This is a genomic window from Malaciobacter canalis (genome assembly GCF_008000835.1).
GTDB lineage: Bacteria > Campylobacterota > Campylobacteria > Campylobacterales > Arcobacteraceae > Malaciobacter > Malaciobacter canalis.
The window spans coordinates 2,262,159-2,278,740 of the sequence record NZ_CP042812.1; the positions used below are offsets into that span (position 1 = coordinate 2,262,159).

17 protein-coding genes are annotated in these 16,582 nt (G+C 29.1%); 1 reads left to right on the plus strand and 16 read right to left on the minus strand.

What is annotated here, in order from left to right:
- Window positions 1-5 precede the first annotated feature (5 nt).
- The 16 genes from ACAN_RS11270 to ACAN_RS11345 form a co-directional block, all read right to left on the minus strand.
- The gene (locus ACAN_RS11270; protein ID WP_099334297.1) at window positions 6-761 is read right to left on the minus strand and encodes a motility protein A; all 756 of its coding nucleotides are present in this window, start codon (window positions 759-761) and stop codon (window positions 6-8) included.
- On the minus strand, window positions 762-1,679 hold the full coding sequence (locus tag ACAN_RS11275) for a FliM/FliN family flagellar motor switch protein (protein WP_099334296.1): 918 nt from the start codon (window positions 1,677-1,679) through the stop codon (window positions 762-764).
- A 13-nt stretch (window positions 1,680-1,692) separates the two neighbouring features.
- Window positions 1,693-2,013 (minus strand): flagellin, encoded by a 321-nt coding sequence (locus ACAN_RS11280; protein ID WP_099334295.1) that lies wholly within the window; start codon window positions 2,011-2,013, stop codon window positions 1,693-1,695.
- Between the two features lie 66 nt (window positions 2,014-2,079).
- Entirely contained in the window at window positions 2,080-4,074 is a 1,995-nt protein-coding gene (locus ACAN_RS11285) for a tetratricopeptide repeat protein (protein WP_099334294.1), read from the minus strand.
- Between the two features lie 10 nt (window positions 4,075-4,084).
- Entirely contained in the window at window positions 4,085-4,414 is a 330-nt protein-coding gene (locus ACAN_RS11290) for a hypothetical protein (RefSeq protein WP_228145260.1), read from the minus strand.
- A gap of 38 nt (window positions 4,415-4,452) precedes the next feature.
- Complete coding sequence (locus ACAN_RS11295; protein ID WP_099334293.1) at window positions 4,453-6,798, minus strand: flagellar hook-basal body complex protein; 2,346 nt, start codon at window positions 6,796-6,798, stop codon at window positions 4,453-4,455.
- Window positions 6,799-6,901: 103 nt separating this feature from the next.
- A complete protein-coding gene (locus tag ACAN_RS11300) occupies window positions 6,902-8,365 on the minus strand; it encodes a flagellar hook-basal body complex protein (protein WP_099334292.1) in 1,464 nt (487 codons plus the stop codon).
- A gap of 10 nt (window positions 8,366-8,375) precedes the next feature.
- Window positions 8,376-9,122 carry a flagellar hook assembly protein FlgD gene (locus ACAN_RS11305; RefSeq protein WP_099334291.1) on the minus strand — a complete coding sequence of 249 codons (747 nt, stop codon included), beginning with the start codon at window positions 9,120-9,122 and terminating at the stop codon, window positions 8,376-8,378.
- Between the two features lie 10 nt (window positions 9,123-9,132).
- The gene (locus ACAN_RS11310; protein ID WP_079576883.1) at window positions 9,133-9,420 is read right to left on the minus strand and encodes a FliM/FliN family flagellar motor switch protein; all 288 of its coding nucleotides are present in this window, start codon (window positions 9,418-9,420) and stop codon (window positions 9,133-9,135) included.
- A gap of 93 nt (window positions 9,421-9,513) precedes the next feature.
- Entirely contained in the window at window positions 9,514-10,188 is a 675-nt protein-coding gene (locus tag ACAN_RS11315) for a FliH/SctL family protein (RefSeq protein WP_079576882.1), read from the minus strand.
- A gap of 2 nt (window positions 10,189-10,190) precedes the next feature.
- Window positions 10,191-11,198 (minus strand): flagellar motor switch protein FliG, encoded by a 1,008-nt coding sequence (fliG, locus tag ACAN_RS11320; RefSeq protein WP_099334290.1) that lies wholly within the window; start codon window positions 11,196-11,198, stop codon window positions 10,191-10,193.
- The gene (fliF, locus tag ACAN_RS11325) at window positions 11,198-12,937 is read right to left on the minus strand and encodes a flagellar basal-body MS-ring/collar protein FliF (protein ID WP_099334289.1); all 1,740 of its coding nucleotides are present in this window, start codon (window positions 12,935-12,937) and stop codon (window positions 11,198-11,200) included. The genes fliG and fliF overlap by 1 nt, the downstream gene beginning before the upstream one ends.
- 16 nt (window positions 12,938-12,953) lie before the next feature.
- Complete coding sequence (gene flgB, locus ACAN_RS11330) at window positions 12,954-13,358, minus strand: flagellar basal body rod protein FlgB (protein WP_099334288.1); 405 nt, start codon at window positions 13,356-13,358, stop codon at window positions 12,954-12,956.
- A complete protein-coding gene (locus ACAN_RS11335) occupies window positions 13,355-14,074 on the minus strand; it encodes a flagellar hook-basal body protein (protein ID WP_099334287.1) in 720 nt (239 codons plus the stop codon). Before ACAN_RS11335 ends, flgB begins: the two co-directional genes overlap by 4 nt.
- Before the next feature lie 9 nt (window positions 14,075-14,083).
- Window positions 14,084-15,217 (minus strand): hypothetical protein, encoded by a 1,134-nt coding sequence (locus ACAN_RS11340; protein ID WP_099334286.1) that lies wholly within the window; start codon window positions 15,215-15,217, stop codon window positions 14,084-14,086.
- Window positions 15,218-15,256: 39 nt separating this feature from the next.
- Window positions 15,257-15,628: a response regulator gene (locus ACAN_RS11345; RefSeq protein WP_079576876.1), complete on the minus strand. Its 372-nt coding sequence runs from the start codon at window positions 15,626-15,628 to the stop codon at window positions 15,257-15,259.
- Between the two features lie 154 nt (window positions 15,629-15,782).
- Here ACAN_RS11345 and flgG point away from each other — a divergent pair, with 154 nt between their 5' ends.
- Complete coding sequence (gene flgG, locus ACAN_RS11350; RefSeq protein WP_099334285.1) at window positions 15,783-16,571, plus strand: flagellar basal-body rod protein FlgG; 789 nt, start codon at window positions 15,783-15,785, stop codon at window positions 16,569-16,571.
- Window positions 16,572-16,582 lie beyond the last annotated feature (11 nt).

Genomic DNA, 16,582 nt, shown 5'->3' on the forward strand with positions numbered 1-16,582 from the left:
TATTTCTATTCTGGAAGTTCAACTAAAATTGAATTTAGTTTCATTTTAATATTACCTATTGACTCCTCTGCTGCAATCATAGAAGCACCTGAAATAATAACTTCACAAGCTGTCATCTCAATATCATTTTTTCTTGCTAGCTTGTTTTCAATTACACCTGCGAATAAAGTACCAATTAAAGCTCCATACATAGTAGTAATCAAAGCAACTGCCATAGCTGGACCAACTGCTGCTGGGTCAGATAAGTTTGCAAGCATCGCAACTAGCCCAACTAATGTACCAATCATACCCATTGAACCAGCTGTTCCTCCCATGTTTGCGAACAATCTAATCATTATCCCATGTCTTTTTTCCATATGCTCCATTTTTAATTCTAACAAAGGTTCTAACACTTCTGGTTTTGTTCCATCAACAATTAATTGAAATGCCTCTTTTAAAAAAGGATTACTTTCTTGCATAACCTTTTGTTCAATATGCATTACACCATGTTTTTTTACTTCAGTTGCATAAAATATCATTTTTTCAACCAATTCAGGTAAAGGTTCAGTTTTTACTTCATTAAATGCAACTTTTATTGCAGGAGTCATTCTTTTTAATTCACTAGTTTCAAATTGTCCAGCTGTTACAGCTAATGTACCACCTACAACAATTATTAGTGATGGGATATCAATATAAGCTCCAAAACCTGCACCACCAAGTCCTATTGCTAGCATTACAAATGACCATCCCGCTATAATTCCGCCTAATGTACCTTTATCCATCTACTTCAATCCTAACTGGTTTAATCTTAGTGATTCATTTCCTATGCTTTTTACTTTAAGTCCGAATTTTCCCTCAACAATAACCGCTTCACCCTCACCAATTTTAACACCATTTACAAGTATTTCTAAAGGCTCATTTACCATTTGGTCAAGCTCTATTATCTCACCTATATCCCAACGCAAAATATCTTTTAATAAAAAGTTCTTTGTTCCTAGTCTTACACTAAGTTTTAACTTTATATTAAACAATAATTGTAAATTGTGTGCAGAGTTTTCTGATAATAAAGAACTAATACCAAGACTATCACTTGATGAAGTTTTATTTGATTGACTTGAAGAACTGTTTTGTTCATTACTACTTGAATCTTCTGATGCTAGTGGTAAATCTTGTTCATCATCTTTGCCTGTTATAGCACTAATAAAAGGAAGTATTAACTTGTCAAAACCAATAATAACAGGTAATTTTTCAGAATCCATAGATAAAGAAAATTCATAAATATTCTCTTGATCTTTCATTGATGAAGATTCAACAATTGATGAGTTTAATACTTCAAACTTAATACTTCCTATATCATCAAAATTCTGCGCATTAACAGATGTTGAAAAACTTCCACAAATATTAGAAGTGATTTCATTAACTGCATCAGCGATTTCATCATCTATATGTTCTTTTAAATCACCCATTCCACCTAGCATAAAGTATTCAAACTTCGTAGCAGAAATAGTTGGAATAAAAAATGACCAATTACTCGTACCAGCACTAAAATCAAACTTTACATCGACTTTTATACATTGAGTTGCTTCATAGTTTTCTTGATTTAACTCTTGTATATTATCAATTGTTGAACCTTTTGATAATAGTTGTTCTAATGTGTTTGTTAACTCATCTTTTAATATATTTGATAAATCTGATGCCAATTAATATTACCTTTTACTTAGACTCGTCTAGTTTTTGTTTAAGCTCATTAAGCAGTTGAGCTTTTACTCTCATCATATCTTCTGTTGGGTACTTATACTCAGCATCACCTCTTTTAACTTTTACAAAAAAATCTTGTGAACTTTTGTTATATCCAAATCTGACATTATCTAAAATCACTTCATTTTTGTCAAAAGCTTGTTGCGAACCTTGAGCATTTTTATACTTCTCATCAGGCTCAACTCTTTTGTCATTATCAACTTCTGCAACTTTTTTTGCTTTTTCTACATGATTAACTTTTGCGTTATCAATGTCTGCAACTCTTCCTAATTCCATAGCTATCTCCTATAAAATTGTCTATTACTTAGATTATATCAAAAAACAAATAAAATTTTAACTCTTTTATAAAGATTCTAGAAACTCATCTAATCCTTTAAGCCTAATATCAATCATACTATCTAGATATTTTGACTTAAAATACTGCTTTGCACTAGATAATTTCAAATCTTGAATTAACTGAACTCCTGTTAAAAAATCTGCATCATGATCATTTAAAACTGCTTTAATTAAAGAGATTTGAATAGAAGCTTCATTTTTTCTTCCTTGATCAAGTAAAGCAGCAACTTGTAAATACATTGTATATTTATCCTCTAAATCATACTCTTTTTGTAAACTGTTTAGTATTTCCAATGTTTTTTTAGAATTTCCTATATATAACTCTTTTAATGCACTAGTTCTTAAAAAAGATGGACTATTTTTAGCTTTTAGCTGCAAATTTGCCTTATAAAAAAGTCCCAATGATTTTAAAATATCAATATAATACCTAGTAACCACAAGTGGACCTTCTAAAAAATTATCATTTATATATAAAGGAACATTATCTTGAAGTCTTGAGAAATAGTCATAATTACTCTCATTTTTTCTTTTTTGTATTAATTTCATCAAATAAACAAATGGATCTTTGTTATACTCTTCAAATAAAACACTATTTGAAACATCTTTTTTATTTTTTTTATTTTTTAAAAACTCTATTGCAGTATAAAAGATTGTATCTTCATAATATAAAGGTTTCTCTTTTACTTTAGTTTCAGGCTCTAAAAAGAGTGAAAAAAGTGCTTGTCCAAAATATTTATATAATCCTTGATCTGATTTAATATTACTTTTTATATATTTAATATCAGGTACTTTTTTATCTATTCTTTTTGCAGCAATTAAAGTCATAACAGAAAATAGTTTATTTCCTGGATTTAATTTATATGCTTTTTCAAAATAGTTATATGCATTATGAAAATCATAAATATGAGCATATGAAAGTGCAAGATTATAATATACATAAGATTTTGATTTAGAATTAATCAAACTTTTAAGCTTATTCACACGAATTATTGGGTCTTCTTTTATTATTTCTATAAATTTGGCATTATACTCAACCATTTTTTCAAGGCTTTGTATATTTTGTTTACTTTTAAAAATAAAACCTTTTGAAATATCATAAATAATCTCTTGATTATCAGAAAATACAAAAGGAGCAAAATAGAAAATATAATCTATTTCTCTTTTTTTTGTAAAATTAGTAATAAACTCTAAATACTCTTTTGCTGAATACTTATCTTTATTAAAAAATAGCTCTAAAGGCAGTTCTAAATTTGCTTTAAAACTGTTTTTTCTTTTATTAATAAGATCAATATTATCCATAAGTTTCTCAAGCTCATTTGCTTTTAAATCCCTATAAACCATAATCCACAAGATTTTATCAAATCTACTTTTATTATAACTACTCTCTTTTGCAAGTTTTAGATACTTTTCAGCTTGAACATAATCTTTTAATTTCAAATATAATAAGGCTTTTTTTAAATCTAAAGGAAATTTCATCTTATTTAAAACTTGTAATGCTTTTTCATAATCTTTTAAAAGTATTAATGTATCAGCTAACATTCTTTTTGAATGCTCTGTTAGATTTTTATGTTTTTTAGCAATATCTATTATAATATCTAAGTATCTACTATCTTTTCTAATTTGATATAAATAATAACAAGTTGACATATATGAAAAAGTATTTTGATAAATAGCTTTTTTATAATTATAAATATTGTTAAAATACAATTTTGCATTTTCAATCTCACCCATTTTATAATAAGCAATTGCTATATTTAAAAATGAGGGTATTTTAATCGCAGTTGAAGTTTGCTTGAATATCTCTATTGCTTTTTTATACTCTTCTTTTTCCATCATTAATACAGCTTTATTAAAATCAAACTGTAAAGAAAAACTATCTTGTTTTTGCTTTATTTTATCATAATTAAAAATTATTTCTGGTTGGGATTCTAATAAATCTTTATTTGCAAAAACATTAGAAGTAAAAAGTATAAAGAAAAAATAAAAAAAAGTTTTTTTCAAAATTCACCTTTTAAACCATTGTATTAACTTGAGCATATAACTCCTCAGTTCTTTCTTCTAATACTTCTACTTTATGCCTTAATTCTGCATTTTCTAATTTTGCTTTTTGCAAATCACTTCTTGCTACTTGCAAAGTATCTTGATTATTTTTAAGTGTTGAAGTACTTATTTTTAACTGTTTTTCATATTTTTCAATAATCTCTTCTAGTTTTTTATACTCTTCTTCCATGATATTTTTTTCTTCATTTACTTTTCTATATAAAGATTTATAAACATTCATACTTGAGAAAAAATACAATAATAAAACACCAAACAATATCAATAATAAAAAATTTTCCAATCTTTACCTTTTTATAATAAAATAGGGAATACCCTATTTTATCTTTTTAGATTTATTAATGTGTTTAATAATTGATCTGAAGTTGTAATTGATTTAGCATTTGCTTCAAATGCTCTTTGAAATACCATTAGATTAACTAAACTTTCACTCAAATCAGCTGTACTTAACTCCAATGTTTTCCCCTCAATTTTTGCAGTTTTTGAGTTATTTGTATTATAAATTGGGTCACCAGACTCATTTGTTTTTGCAAGTAAATTATCTCCTGATGGTAAAAGTCCTCTTTGGTTATTAAATAATGCGATTGAAACTTGTCCAATAGCAAAATCAACTCCACCTTGCTTCATAGTAATTAAACCTGATTGATCAATATTAAATTCACCAAAAGGAGAGTTTGAAATATTTAAAGCATCTAATTTTAATTGAAGTGAATCTTGTGTTGCTGTTTGCTCAATTGTATTTGTTATTTCTAAAAACTCTGCTCCTGCACCTGTTCTACCACTAAAATCTGAATTTTTATCTTTAACTAAGCTATTTGTAGTATCTGTTAAAGTTGTACTAAACTCTAAATCATATTTTGAATCTTTAGTTGATATTACTAAGTTTCCATTTACATTTTCAACTTTAAAATAGTTATTAAATTGAACTTGTTTTGTAGTATCCATAGGATTTCCACCATTTTGAATAGCAGCTACCATTTCATCTACATTTGTAATATCAACCCCACCATTTGATCCTTCTAATGTTAATGAAAACTCAATATTCTTTTTCAATGTTGGATCATATATAGAAAAGTCTAAAGTATGGTCAATAGTTGTATCAAGAGTTGCTAAATCAGCTGGAGCGTATACATTTCTTTGATTACCAGTTATTGCTCTTGATAGGGCATCTTGAATACTTTCCAATGCACCAACACCTGTTCCTGATTGTGCTTTTGTTCTACTTAAAGTATCATTTACTTCACCACTTACAGTTGTGCTTGAACTCATTTCTTGAATACTATTAATAATAAAATCTTGACCAGGAACAAGAGATTTTATCTCTATCATACCTTTATATACATCTAAAGGATTTGTTGTTACATTAAAAGTATCTTTTTCTTCAAACTTTCCTTGATCAACTGCTACTGCTGTAACTGGATCAATTACATTATAAGCAGTCATTCCAGGAACAGTTGAAGAGATTTTATCTGCTAAGGCTTTATAAGTTGCAATTTTACTTGCTACTAAATTATAATCTTCTGTTACACTACTAGCATATGTTGTTTCTGTAGCAGTTGCATTTGAACCAAATGTAACTTCAATTGTACCAGTAACATTATTTTTTGTAATACCTGTTGGAGGATTAGTACTTGAAGTTAAAGCCTCATTTGTATTAATAGCATTTTCTAAACCATCTAATATCTCTTGCATTGTTGCATCTGTATCAGAATCATAGTGAACTTCTTCTCCATTAATAGTCATAGAGTATCTTGTATTATTAGCAGCAGTTATAGTATTTGTAATAGTTGTAGTTCCTGAACCTGTAACCACTGAATTACCAGTATCACCACCTGCAAAATCCACTAAAGAAGTAATTAATTCATCTGTTGCATTTGTACTTACAAAGTTTTGAGCAATTTTTGTTCCATTAATGGTAATTGAAATTTGATCACCCTCACCTTTAAAAGTTTCACCCTCAAATCTTACTTGTGATTTTTGTGAGATTGAAGTTGAAGATGGACCATCAGGAGTATTTTTCAAATCTTGCAATCTTCTTGTATACTCTTTTTTAAGTATTTCAATATCATTTAATTTTGCTGCTTTACTTTTAAGACCTGTTCCAGAAAAGGCATCACTTGAATCAGCTCTAGTTGTTGCAACATAATCAGTTGCTTTTGCTGTAATTGTTTCTACATAAGTGTCATGCCTAATAATTCTTGAACCTAATAATTCAGAATAATCATCAGTAAATAAAGTTGCATTTGGATTAGTTGAAATTACATCAGAATCAGTATCAAGTGGTCTCATAGCCCATCCTTGTACCTCATTTCCTGCTGCATCTTGTAAAGTTCCATTATCACCCATTCTGAAGTTACCAGCCCTTGTATAAAAAGATTCTGATGTTCCACCTTGGGTTTTATTTTTTACTGTAAAAAATCCATCTCCACTAAGTGCCATATCATAATTTACACCAGTTAGCTTCAAGTTCCCTTGCACATAAAGTTTTTCTGCATCTAAAATTTTTGACCCTTTACCAATTCTATCTTGGTACATTTGATCTGCAAAAGAGATTCTTGAACTTTTATATCCTATTGTATTTACATTGGCTATATTATTAGACTCATTATCTAATGCTGTTTGTTGTGATGATAACCCTGAAATACCTGTCCAAAGTGCTCCAATCATGATTTATCCTTTTTATATAAATCTTAAACATCTAAACTTTAAATGTTCAAATATTAATACTTTAAAAAGTACTAATATCTAAACACTAAAGCAATACAGTTAACTATTTTTTTAACTGTATTGCTGTTTTTAAAAAATCATCAGAAGTAGTAACTGATTTTGAGTTTGCTTCAAATGCTCTTTGATATACCATAAGATTTGTTAAGTTATCACCTAAGTTTGAGTTACTTAACTCTAAAGTTTTCCCCTCAAGTGTATTTGCATTACTAGCATCAATTGCATCACCTGAAAGATTTGATTGTGAAAACAAATTATCACCCTCTGGGTTTAAACTAAGTTCATCATTAAAGTATGCAGTTGAGATAGAACCTATGATAAATTTATTATCTCCGTCTTTTACAAATATTTTTCCATTATCAATTTCAAGTTCACCAAGACCATTTTCTGAAATATTTAAATTATCAAGCTTTAGTTGAAGATCAGTAGTTGCAAGATTACCTTGATTTGCAGTATTTAAAGTTGTAGTTAAATCTATAAACTCAGCACCTGCTGCTTCAATGGCATTTTTTAATGCATCTCTTGCAGAAGTTACCAAACCAATTCCTGAACCTTTTACTGGTTTTGTTATTTCATTAACTGATGGTGCATTTGCATCATTTACAGATGGATATGTAACTTTTAAATCATCGCCTGGAATCATTGATGTAATTGTAACTAAACCATTTGTATCAACTTCACCTTTCATTCCTTGAATTTCAGAGATTTTATCTGCAAATTTATTCATTGTTGTTTGAATATCAGTATCAAACTTTTGTTTTACTGTAATATTGCCAATAGTAACTTTTATAATATCATCTTCGCTTTGTAAATCATTTATCAAATTACCATATGGAACTTGTGTAACAGCAGCAACTGATTCAACAGGATTTGCTGTTGGATTAGAGCTATAAAGTTCTAATTTTTCTTTATAATTTGTACTTAGCGCTTGAATATCATTTATTTTTGAAGAGGCTGATTTGTATCCTTGCCCAGAAACACCACTAGCTTCTGCTGTTTGTCTAAAATTAGTAGCTCTTGCATTAATAGTTTGAATATTATCTCCATAAGCAATTGTATCACTTGCTAGAAATTGGTTATACTTATCACTAAATTGTGTGTCATTAGGATTAGTTCCAACTGCAATTGTGCCTTGAGATTGAATACCTTGAACAGTCATTCCATTACTACTTTGTAAAGTACCATTAGAACCCATTTTAAAATTACCAGCTCTTGTATAAAAAACTTCATCTGTTCGTTGCTCTTTTACAAGGAAAAAACCTCGTCCACTTATTGCAACATCATACTCATTTCCTGTAATTTTAAGATTTCCTTGAGAAAAGTCTTTTTCAACTGTTTGAATATTTGTCCCCTTCCCATAACCTCCAGCATCATACATCAAGTCTTCAAATGATACAGTATCAGATTTATGTCCTATTGTATTAACATTGGCAACATTATTTGATTCTGCACTTAGTGCTTTTTCAAATGAGTTTAATCCAGATATTCCATTCCATAATCCACCAATCATTTTCTATCCTTTAAAATACTTTTGTAATATTTTCAAAAGGAATTGTTGAAATTTCACTTGAATATACAGGTGTAGTCATACCCTCATATACAAAATCATGTTCAGCAACTTCTTCATCATTTTCATCTAAAATAACAGGTTTTCCATCTTCATCAACTGCTATCTCACCAGGATTTTTAAGAACAATTTTTTGCCCTGTTTTTTCACCATCTTCATTATAAATAAAGCCATTGGCATCATATGCTAATCTATTTCCATCAGCATCTTTTACAACATCTTCCATATATAAAATTTGTCTAGCTTTTACAACCATCTCACCATTTAGTGTTTCAACAGATAATACACTATATGCTTTTGAAACTCCATTTTCATCTGTGTTTACATCTTCAACATTTTTCCCAATTAAATTTGTAGCATTTGATAAAGAAGTTTGATTAAAAGTAGCAACAAGTTTTTCCATAGATGCAGCCATAGCTCTATTTGTTTCCATTGTTGACATTTGAAGTTGAGAATCCATCATTCTTTGAGAATCCATAGGCTTAGTTGGATCTTGTAGTTTTAATTCTTGAATCATAAGATTCAAAAAGTCATTATTTGATAACTTATCATTACTAACAGAAGTAGTATAACTATTCCCACTAGCATCAGTTTTACTATTTGTTTCTACAGTTCTAGTTGTATAGCCATCATTATCTCTATTTTTTATTTGATTATATTTACTTTCGTCATATGTTCCTGTGTAATTTCCTGTGTACATGATTTATCTCCTACAGTAAGTTTTCTTCAAAGAAATATCTAACAACATTATCAGAATCCATAGCATCTTGAACCCTAACAGCTAATTTCTCATCAATTACAATAATATCACCTGTTCCTATGATTCTTGAGTTTACGTAAATATCTCCACCAGTTCCAGCTTGTTTATCCAAAGATAAAATATCACCTTCACTTAAATCAAGAAACTCTTTAATAGTAATGCTAGTGGTTCCTAATATAACATCAACTACTATTTCCGTATCTACTAGTAAGTCATAGTCTCTTTCACTAATTTCCATGAGCTATCTTTTTTCTTGTTTTGCACATATTATATCACAAAGTTTTAGATTTTGAGTTAAAGGAAGTGTATATATAAAAAATTTTTAATATTATTAAATTACAGTATCAAGTGTTTCAAGCATTGAAGCAACTTTTGCTTCTATATTTCCATCAAAGTTTCCAAGGTCACTTGCAATAACAACCCCACCAGGAGCAACATTTATATCATCAGTTAACTCAATAAAAGATTCCAATTTTAATTCATGTCTTAGTATTTCATAATCCCTTGGATTAAGATGAATTTTAACCCGTGAAGCAGTTTTGATTTTTGATAAAAGATGAGATATAGTCTCTTTTGCTATTTTTGTAGAGTTTTCACCAACTTCAATTGAGATAATTTTTTGTGCAAGAGCAACAGATGTTTTTAACAGTTTTGATTCCATTTGAAAAGTTGCTTGTTCAAAAAAAGTTGCATAATGTTTTAAGTCTTTTATAGCTTCTACAACTTGTCTATCAACATCTCTTGAAGAGACACCACCTTGTTCAATAGTATCAACTTTTAGGTTCAAATTTGCAATTTGTGCTGAGATATTTTTCATCTCTTCAACTAGTGGATCTACACTTAAAGGAATTTCTCGTTCACTTAAAGTTGCAATATTTTGCATCTGCTCTTTTTGAGCACTAGTATCCAATGTATTATTATGTAAAAAAGTCCCTAATTTATAATCTTGAACATTATCTTCACTACTAATAACTTTTGCTGTTGAATAAACATTATTATTTGCCATTTTTACTCATCCATATCTCTATCGATTACACCCTCTTCAATCATTTTTTGTGCTACATCAAGCATTTTTCTTTGGGCTGCTTCGATATCTTTTATTTTTACTTTATTAAGCATCTCATACTCTTCTTTAAATCTATCACTTGCTCTTTGAGACATAGCTGATGTAATTTTTTCTAAATCCTCTTCTGTTGCATTTTTCATAGCAACTGCAACATCAGCAGTATCAACATTTTGTAAGATTTTCATAACATATTCTGTTTCTAAATTTAATAAATCTTCAAACACAAACATATTCTCTTTTATCTTAGTAGCTAATGAAGTATCAACCCCATTTATATTTCTTAAAATTTCTTGAGATTTTGGACCAACTCTATTTAACATATCAGCAACCACTTTTACACCACCAACATCAACAATAGATGATAATAGTGATTCTAGCTTTTTCTCTAATATTACAGAAATTGTTCTTACAACATCAGGAGAAACATCTTTAATTGTAGCCATTTGCATGGTTACTTTAACTCTTATATCTTCTTCTAATTGCATTAAAACTTCAGCTGCTCTTGGAGCCTCCATATGTGATAATATAACAGCAATAGTTTGAGGTGATTCATCTTTAATAAAATCAGATAACTGTTTTGGATTTATGGCATCTAAATAAGCAAATGATTGAGAAGCAAGTTTCATTCTAGATAGTTTTGCTAATACATCATCAGCTTCACCTTTTCCTAAAGACTTATATAAAATATCTTTAGCATAATCAAATCCACCAGAACTAATAAATCCTTTTGTTCTAGTATAAAGATGAAACTCATCTAGTATTGCCAAAGAGACATCTTTATCAACTGAATTTATTTGAGTAATTGCAGTAGATATCTCTTCAACCACATCTTTTGGTAAATGTTGGAAGATTTTAACAGTGGCATCTTCTCCTATAAGTACAAAAAAGTGGGCAATCTTTTCAGTCATTGACATACCCTTTAATACTTCTCTATCTATATCTTCTGACATTATTTACCTTTTTTCTTTGATGTAAACTTTGAATTACCTTCTGATAATAATAACTCTATCATTTTTGCCATATCAGATGGATTAGTATTTATCTCTTTATCAAGCTCTTCAATTAAGATTTCATACTTAGCTGCACCCTCTTCATCTAAACCTGTCAAGTTATTCATTATTTGACTTTTAATTTTTGCTTTTAATCTTCCTTTTGCACTTTGAGCATTAAATTCATCTTCATATCCATGAAGCATATCTCCAACTAAATCAATATCATTGCCATCTTCATCTTTTTTCTTTGCTGTTCCATCACCTAAAACCACAACCTCATGATTTACAATAAATTTTCTATAAAAAATAAATAATAAAATTGCTGCAATTAAGTATTGAATATATTCACTGAACTCTTTAAGTAAAGTCTTAACCATTGTAATTGTATCAGCTGATTCTTCTTGGATTATATTACCATTTTCATCCACTCTTTGTCCAGCTGCATTTCCAAGCGCTTTAAGTCCAACAAACTTAAAGCTTTTTACACTGATTTTATCACCTCTTTTTTGCTCATATCCAATTGTTTCTTCAACAATTGATTCTACAGAAGCTAAAAACTCTTCTTTATTTTCAGCATTTTCAAGTATTGTAGAATCAAAAGTAACTGCTGCACTTATTTTTTTAATACGAGAGTAGTTATTGTCTTGCTCTTCAATTATCTTTTTAGATATTTCATAATTTGTCAAAGTTTTTGTTGATTCATTTGAAGATTGACTGTTATTATTTCCATTACCATTTTGAGGTTCTTCTATATTGCTATCAACCCCTGCAACAGCACCATTGTTTCCAGGTCCGCCTTGTGAAGAAGAGACATTTTCTTGTGTTTCTTGACTTCTAATTGTACCCTCAGGATCAAAAATCTCTTCTTGTATATGCTTCTTTGTAAAATTCAAATCAACACTTACCCTTGCTACAACCCTATTTGGTCCTACAATTGGTTCTAGCAAAGATACTATTTTCTTTTCATAATCAGATTCAAGCTTTTTTTTGTATTTATTTTGCGTTAATGATTGTAAATTTGCAATTTCATCTTTTGAGTGTTCTAATAAGGCACCATCTTGATCAATTAATTTTATATTTTCATCATTTAAATCTGATACAGCAGAAGCAATAAAATTTTTGATTCCATCAATTTGCTTTTGAGTTAAAAAAACTCCTGGCTTTAATGTCAAAACAGCAGATGCAGTTGGTTCAGTTTTTCTTTCTGTAAAAATTGTATCTTTAGGAATTGCTATTTTAACACTTGCTCTTAAAATACCTGAAAGTGACTCTAATGATCTTGAAAGTTCACCTTCTAAAGCTCTTAAATACTTAACTTTATTTTCAAAATTTGTTGTTCCTAAAGAGGATTTTTCAAAAATTTCCCATCCTACATGCTTACTTGTTGCTGCTTCGCTTGTAACAAGCTTGATTTTTGCAATATTTATAAACTCTTTTGAAGTCTTTAGAGTCAAGTCATTACCACCACCAATTACAGAAAATGGTACTCCTGAGCTTTCCAATTCATTACTAGCAAGCATTACTTGATTTTTTGTTAAGTTTGAAGCAATTATATAATTAAACTTTTTATCTTCAGCTTTTATATTTGAGTAAATTAACAACCCTACTAATAATACAAAAAGTAAAGAAAAACCTCCAATTATAACTGCTCTTTGTGCAGCATTTAAATTATTTACAAACTTAAAAAGTTGATCCATATAATATATATCCTAATTAATTTTTTGCAGAAGACTCGATAACTGATCTAAATAGTCTTGAATCTTTTTTAATGGCTGTTTGTAATGCATCAAAAATAACCTTATTTTTTGTCATTTCACTCATTTGTGCATCTAAGTTAACATTATTGCCATCATTTTGTTCTTCTAATCCTTTTACTTCAACAACATGTTTTTGATTAGGGTTTGAAATATGATCAGAAGATGAAAGGTGCATAGGATTAGTTTTATACATTTGTAAACTAGAACTACTAGCTTTTTTCAATTCACTTTCAAAAACTAACTCTTTTGTTTTATACCCAGGTGTATTAATATTTGCTATATTACTTGAAATAACTTTTTGTCTATCACCTCTAAAATTTAACTGATTAAATAATGTATCTGTTACGCTACTTGGCTTCATCTAGTATTATTCCCTATTTTATCAATAACTTTTGCATTTAACTCATCAATAGTAGTTATACCTTTTTGAGTTTGTTGAAATCTTCTATTTGCATCAATTAAAGCAACCATTGTTGAAACTGTATTGATATTTGATTTTTCCAATGAACCTTGAAGTATTTCTCCGTCATTTAGTTCAAGTTGCTCAATTTGTGCACCCTCTTTTGTTTTATAGTTGTTATATCCTACTTTTTCTAAATCTTTAAAATCTATTTTAACCACAGAAATTAAGTTTATATAATCATCTTCTGTTGCAATTGGTTCATTATTGTTATCAAGGATATTTCTACCTTTTGAATCTACTAACATATTATCTAAAATTTTAAAAGAACCATCTCTTGTGTATTCAACTTGACCATTGTCATTTAAAACTTTAAAAAAAGAGTTTGAATCTTTTAATGCAAAATCTAGTGCATTTCCTGTTGCAACTATAGGCCCAACTTCTTCATTTATATACTTTCCATTTAATTTTGGAATAGTATTTGTAATTGTGTTTACTTTATTTGGAGTAAAACCCTCACTCTCAGCTCTTTGCAAATAGTGATTAAATGAACCCTCAGTCATTCCCTCTTGTTTAAAACCTGTTGTATTTGCATTGGCAAGATTATTTGAAATCATATCAACTCTATTTAGTTGATTTACCATTGCTGCTGCTAGGGGGTATGTTCCTTGATTCATTATTTCTCCTTAATTTCCAAACTCTGAAATCAATGATTCTAAATCTGCATCATCTAAAACATCAGCTGTACTATCTCCATGAATATGTCTAGCAACTGCAATTTCTTGATGTGAACCTTCATCTTCAAATAAGTTATTAAGATAAATTGAAAGTTTTCTAATTACAGTCATTACTCTTTCAATTTTTTGTCTATTTATATCATGAAATTGCATTAACTCCATCGCTTCAAATATTTGCATATTTTCAGCATCAAGCTTTCCACTTACAGAAGCTATCTCTTGTTTCATTTTTGCAGTTTCATTTAAATGTTGCTCAAAAATTGATATATTTGGAAACTTTTTATTTAAAGATTCTAAAAGTGCAGTCTGTTTATTTAAAAATTCATCTGTTGTTTTCAAAGACTTTTGAACATCATTATTATCATCAAGAACATAACTTAACACATCAAAAATTTTAGAGGCTTTCTCTTCTGAATCATTTGCAACTTGGCTTAATTGATTAACAACTTTAGTATCTTTTTCTGCTGGAAAAGGAAAAATTCCTTCATCTATTTTACTCACAATATGCTCTTCATGGTCATTATTTCTCTCCTGTACTTTTTCAGTTTTATCTTCAACTTTAGGAGTTTCTTCTTTTTTTGATTCTATATTTGTTTTAACTGGCTCATTATCTGTAATTCCATCAATTCCTGCTAAAATGTCATCATAGTTTTCTTCACTAATTTCATCACTTTGGCTTGATGTATCTAAATTATCACTCTCTTCTGATGTATTCAAATCATCACTTTGAGTTTCATTTGATGAGTAAGAATCAGTAGAGTCATCATCTACTCCATCAATTCCTTTTAAAAGCTCATCAATATCCTCATCACTTGCAGTTTCATTATCATCTACATCATCAATGTTTGCTAATATATCATCCAATCCATCATCAGTAGAAGAGTAATCTTCTTGTGAAGTTGCATTGTCAGTTTCATCGGTTTTATTAACAGTTTCATCTACTATAGGCTCATCAATATTTTCTTCAACATCATTAGTTTCATTTTCATCATTCTCTTCTATTTTAACTTCTTCAGAATTTTCATTTTCATCTAAATCTAGCCCATTCATAAGTGATTCTATTTCTTCTTGACTCATACTCATAATTTAAACCTTTATATTTAAAGTTGCTAAAACCATAACTTAGTTTTTCAACACTCCATCAAGTTTCTCTTTTAAAATATCTGCACTAAATGGCTTAACAATATAGTTATTAACCCCAGCTTTTAAAGCTGTAATAACTTCTGATTTACCACCTTCTGTAGTAATCATAATAATTGGAGTTTTTTGATGATTACCTTCTGATCTTACTTTTTTTACTAATTCAAGTCCATTCATATTTGGCATATTCCAATCAGTTAAAATTATATCAAAGTGAGATTCTGAAAGAAGCTTCCATGCTTTTACTCCATCTTCTGCTTCATCAAAATCTTCTTTTGAAAAGCCTAACTGCATTACTACATTACCAATGATTCTTCTCATTGTAGAACTATCATCAACTATTAAAATTTTCATTATTCAAGCCTTTAAAACATTTTATTTTCAAAAATTTGTTAACTATTATATTTAATTTGTTTTAAATTTACACTTAATATTTTAATAAAATTTTATCTAACTTTAAAAATTCTTTAAATATAATTTAATAATATCTCTAAAAAAAGGATTTTTTATGATTAGAGGCTTATACACTGCTGCAACAGGAATGAATTCCCAGCAGAGTCAAATTGATGTTACTTCAAATAACATCGCAAATGTAAATACATTAGGTTTCAAAAAAGATAGAGCTGAATTCCAAGACTTAATGTATGAAACATTAAACTACACAGCTGGGCAAACTTCTGAAACCACAAGAAATCCAACTGGAATTGATGTGGGGATGGGAGTTAGAGTTTCAGGTGTACAAAAAAGCTTCTTGCAAGGTGATTTAAAATCAACAGGTAACCCCCTTGATATTGCAATTGAGGGAAATGGTTTTTTTAGGATAACTATGCCAGATGGCGAAGCTGCATACACTAGAAGTGGAGCATTTAAAGTAAATGATGAGGGTACAATTGTAAATGCAAATGGTTACCCACTTGATCCAGAAATTGTAATTCCGGACAATGTAGTAAAACTTTCAATTGCAAAAGATGGATTAGTAACTGCAACTGATAAAGCAACAGAAACTGTTGTTACTTTAGGTCAAATTACTATGTCAGATTTTATAAACCCAGCAGGACTTGCACCAATTGGAGAATCACTTTTTAAAGAAACAGAAGCATCAGGAGCAGCACTTGATGGAAATCCAACAGAGAATCAATTTGGGAACTTAAGACAAGGTATGATTGAGCTTTCAAATGTAAAACTTGTAAATGAAATGGTTGATTTAATTACAGCACAGCGTGCTTATGAAGCCAACTCTAAGGCTATAACAACAACAGATGAAATGCTTGATATTGTTAATAGACTAAAAAGATAATTGGTAGCTTA

Coding starts and splice junctions, on each gene's coding strand:
- fliF (WP_099334289.1), bottom strand. CDS start 12,937: ATGGATCAACTTTTTAAGTTTGTAAATAATTTAAATGCTGCACAAAGA.
- ACAN_RS11340 (WP_099334286.1), bottom strand. CDS start 15,217: ATGAGTATGAGTCAAGAAGAAATAGAATCACTTATGAATGGGCTAGAT.
- ACAN_RS11310 (WP_079576883.1), bottom strand. CDS start 9,420: ATGGAAATTAGTGAAAGAGACTATGACTTACTAGTAGATACGGAAATA.
- ACAN_RS11270 (WP_099334297.1), bottom strand. CDS start 761: ATGGATAAAGGTACATTAGGCGGAATTATAGCGGGATGGTCATTTGTA.
- ACAN_RS11295 (WP_099334293.1), bottom strand. CDS start 6,798: ATGATTGGAGCACTTTGGACAGGTATTTCAGGGTTATCATCACAACAA.
- ACAN_RS11315 (WP_079576882.1), bottom strand. CDS start 10,188: ATGGCAAATAATAATGTTTATTCAACAGCAAAAGTTATTAGTAGTGAA.
- ACAN_RS11300 (WP_099334292.1), bottom strand. CDS start 8,365: ATGATTGGTGGATTATGGAATGGAATATCTGGATTAAACTCATTTGAA.
- ACAN_RS11305 (WP_099334291.1), bottom strand. CDS start 9,122: ATGTACACAGGAAATTACACAGGAACATATGACGAAAGTAAATATAAT.
- flgB (WP_099334288.1), bottom strand. CDS start 13,358: ATGAAGCCAAGTAGCGTAACAGATACATTATTTAATCAGTTAAATTTT.
- fliG (WP_099334290.1), bottom strand. CDS start 11,198: ATGTCAGAAGATATAGATAGAGAAGTATTAAAGGGTATGTCAATGACT.
- ACAN_RS11280 (WP_099334295.1), bottom strand. CDS start 2,013: ATGGAATTAGGAAGAGTTGCAGACATTGATAACGCAAAAGTTAATCAT.
- flgG (WP_099334285.1), top strand. CDS start 15,783: ATGATTAGAGGCTTATACACTGCTGCAACAGGAATGAATTCCCAGCAG.
- ACAN_RS11345 (WP_079576876.1), bottom strand. CDS start 15,628: ATGAAAATTTTAATAGTTGATGATAGTTCTACAATGAGAAGAATCATT.
- ACAN_RS11335 (WP_099334287.1), bottom strand. CDS start 14,074: ATGAATCAAGGAACATACCCCCTAGCAGCAGCAATGGTAAATCAACTA.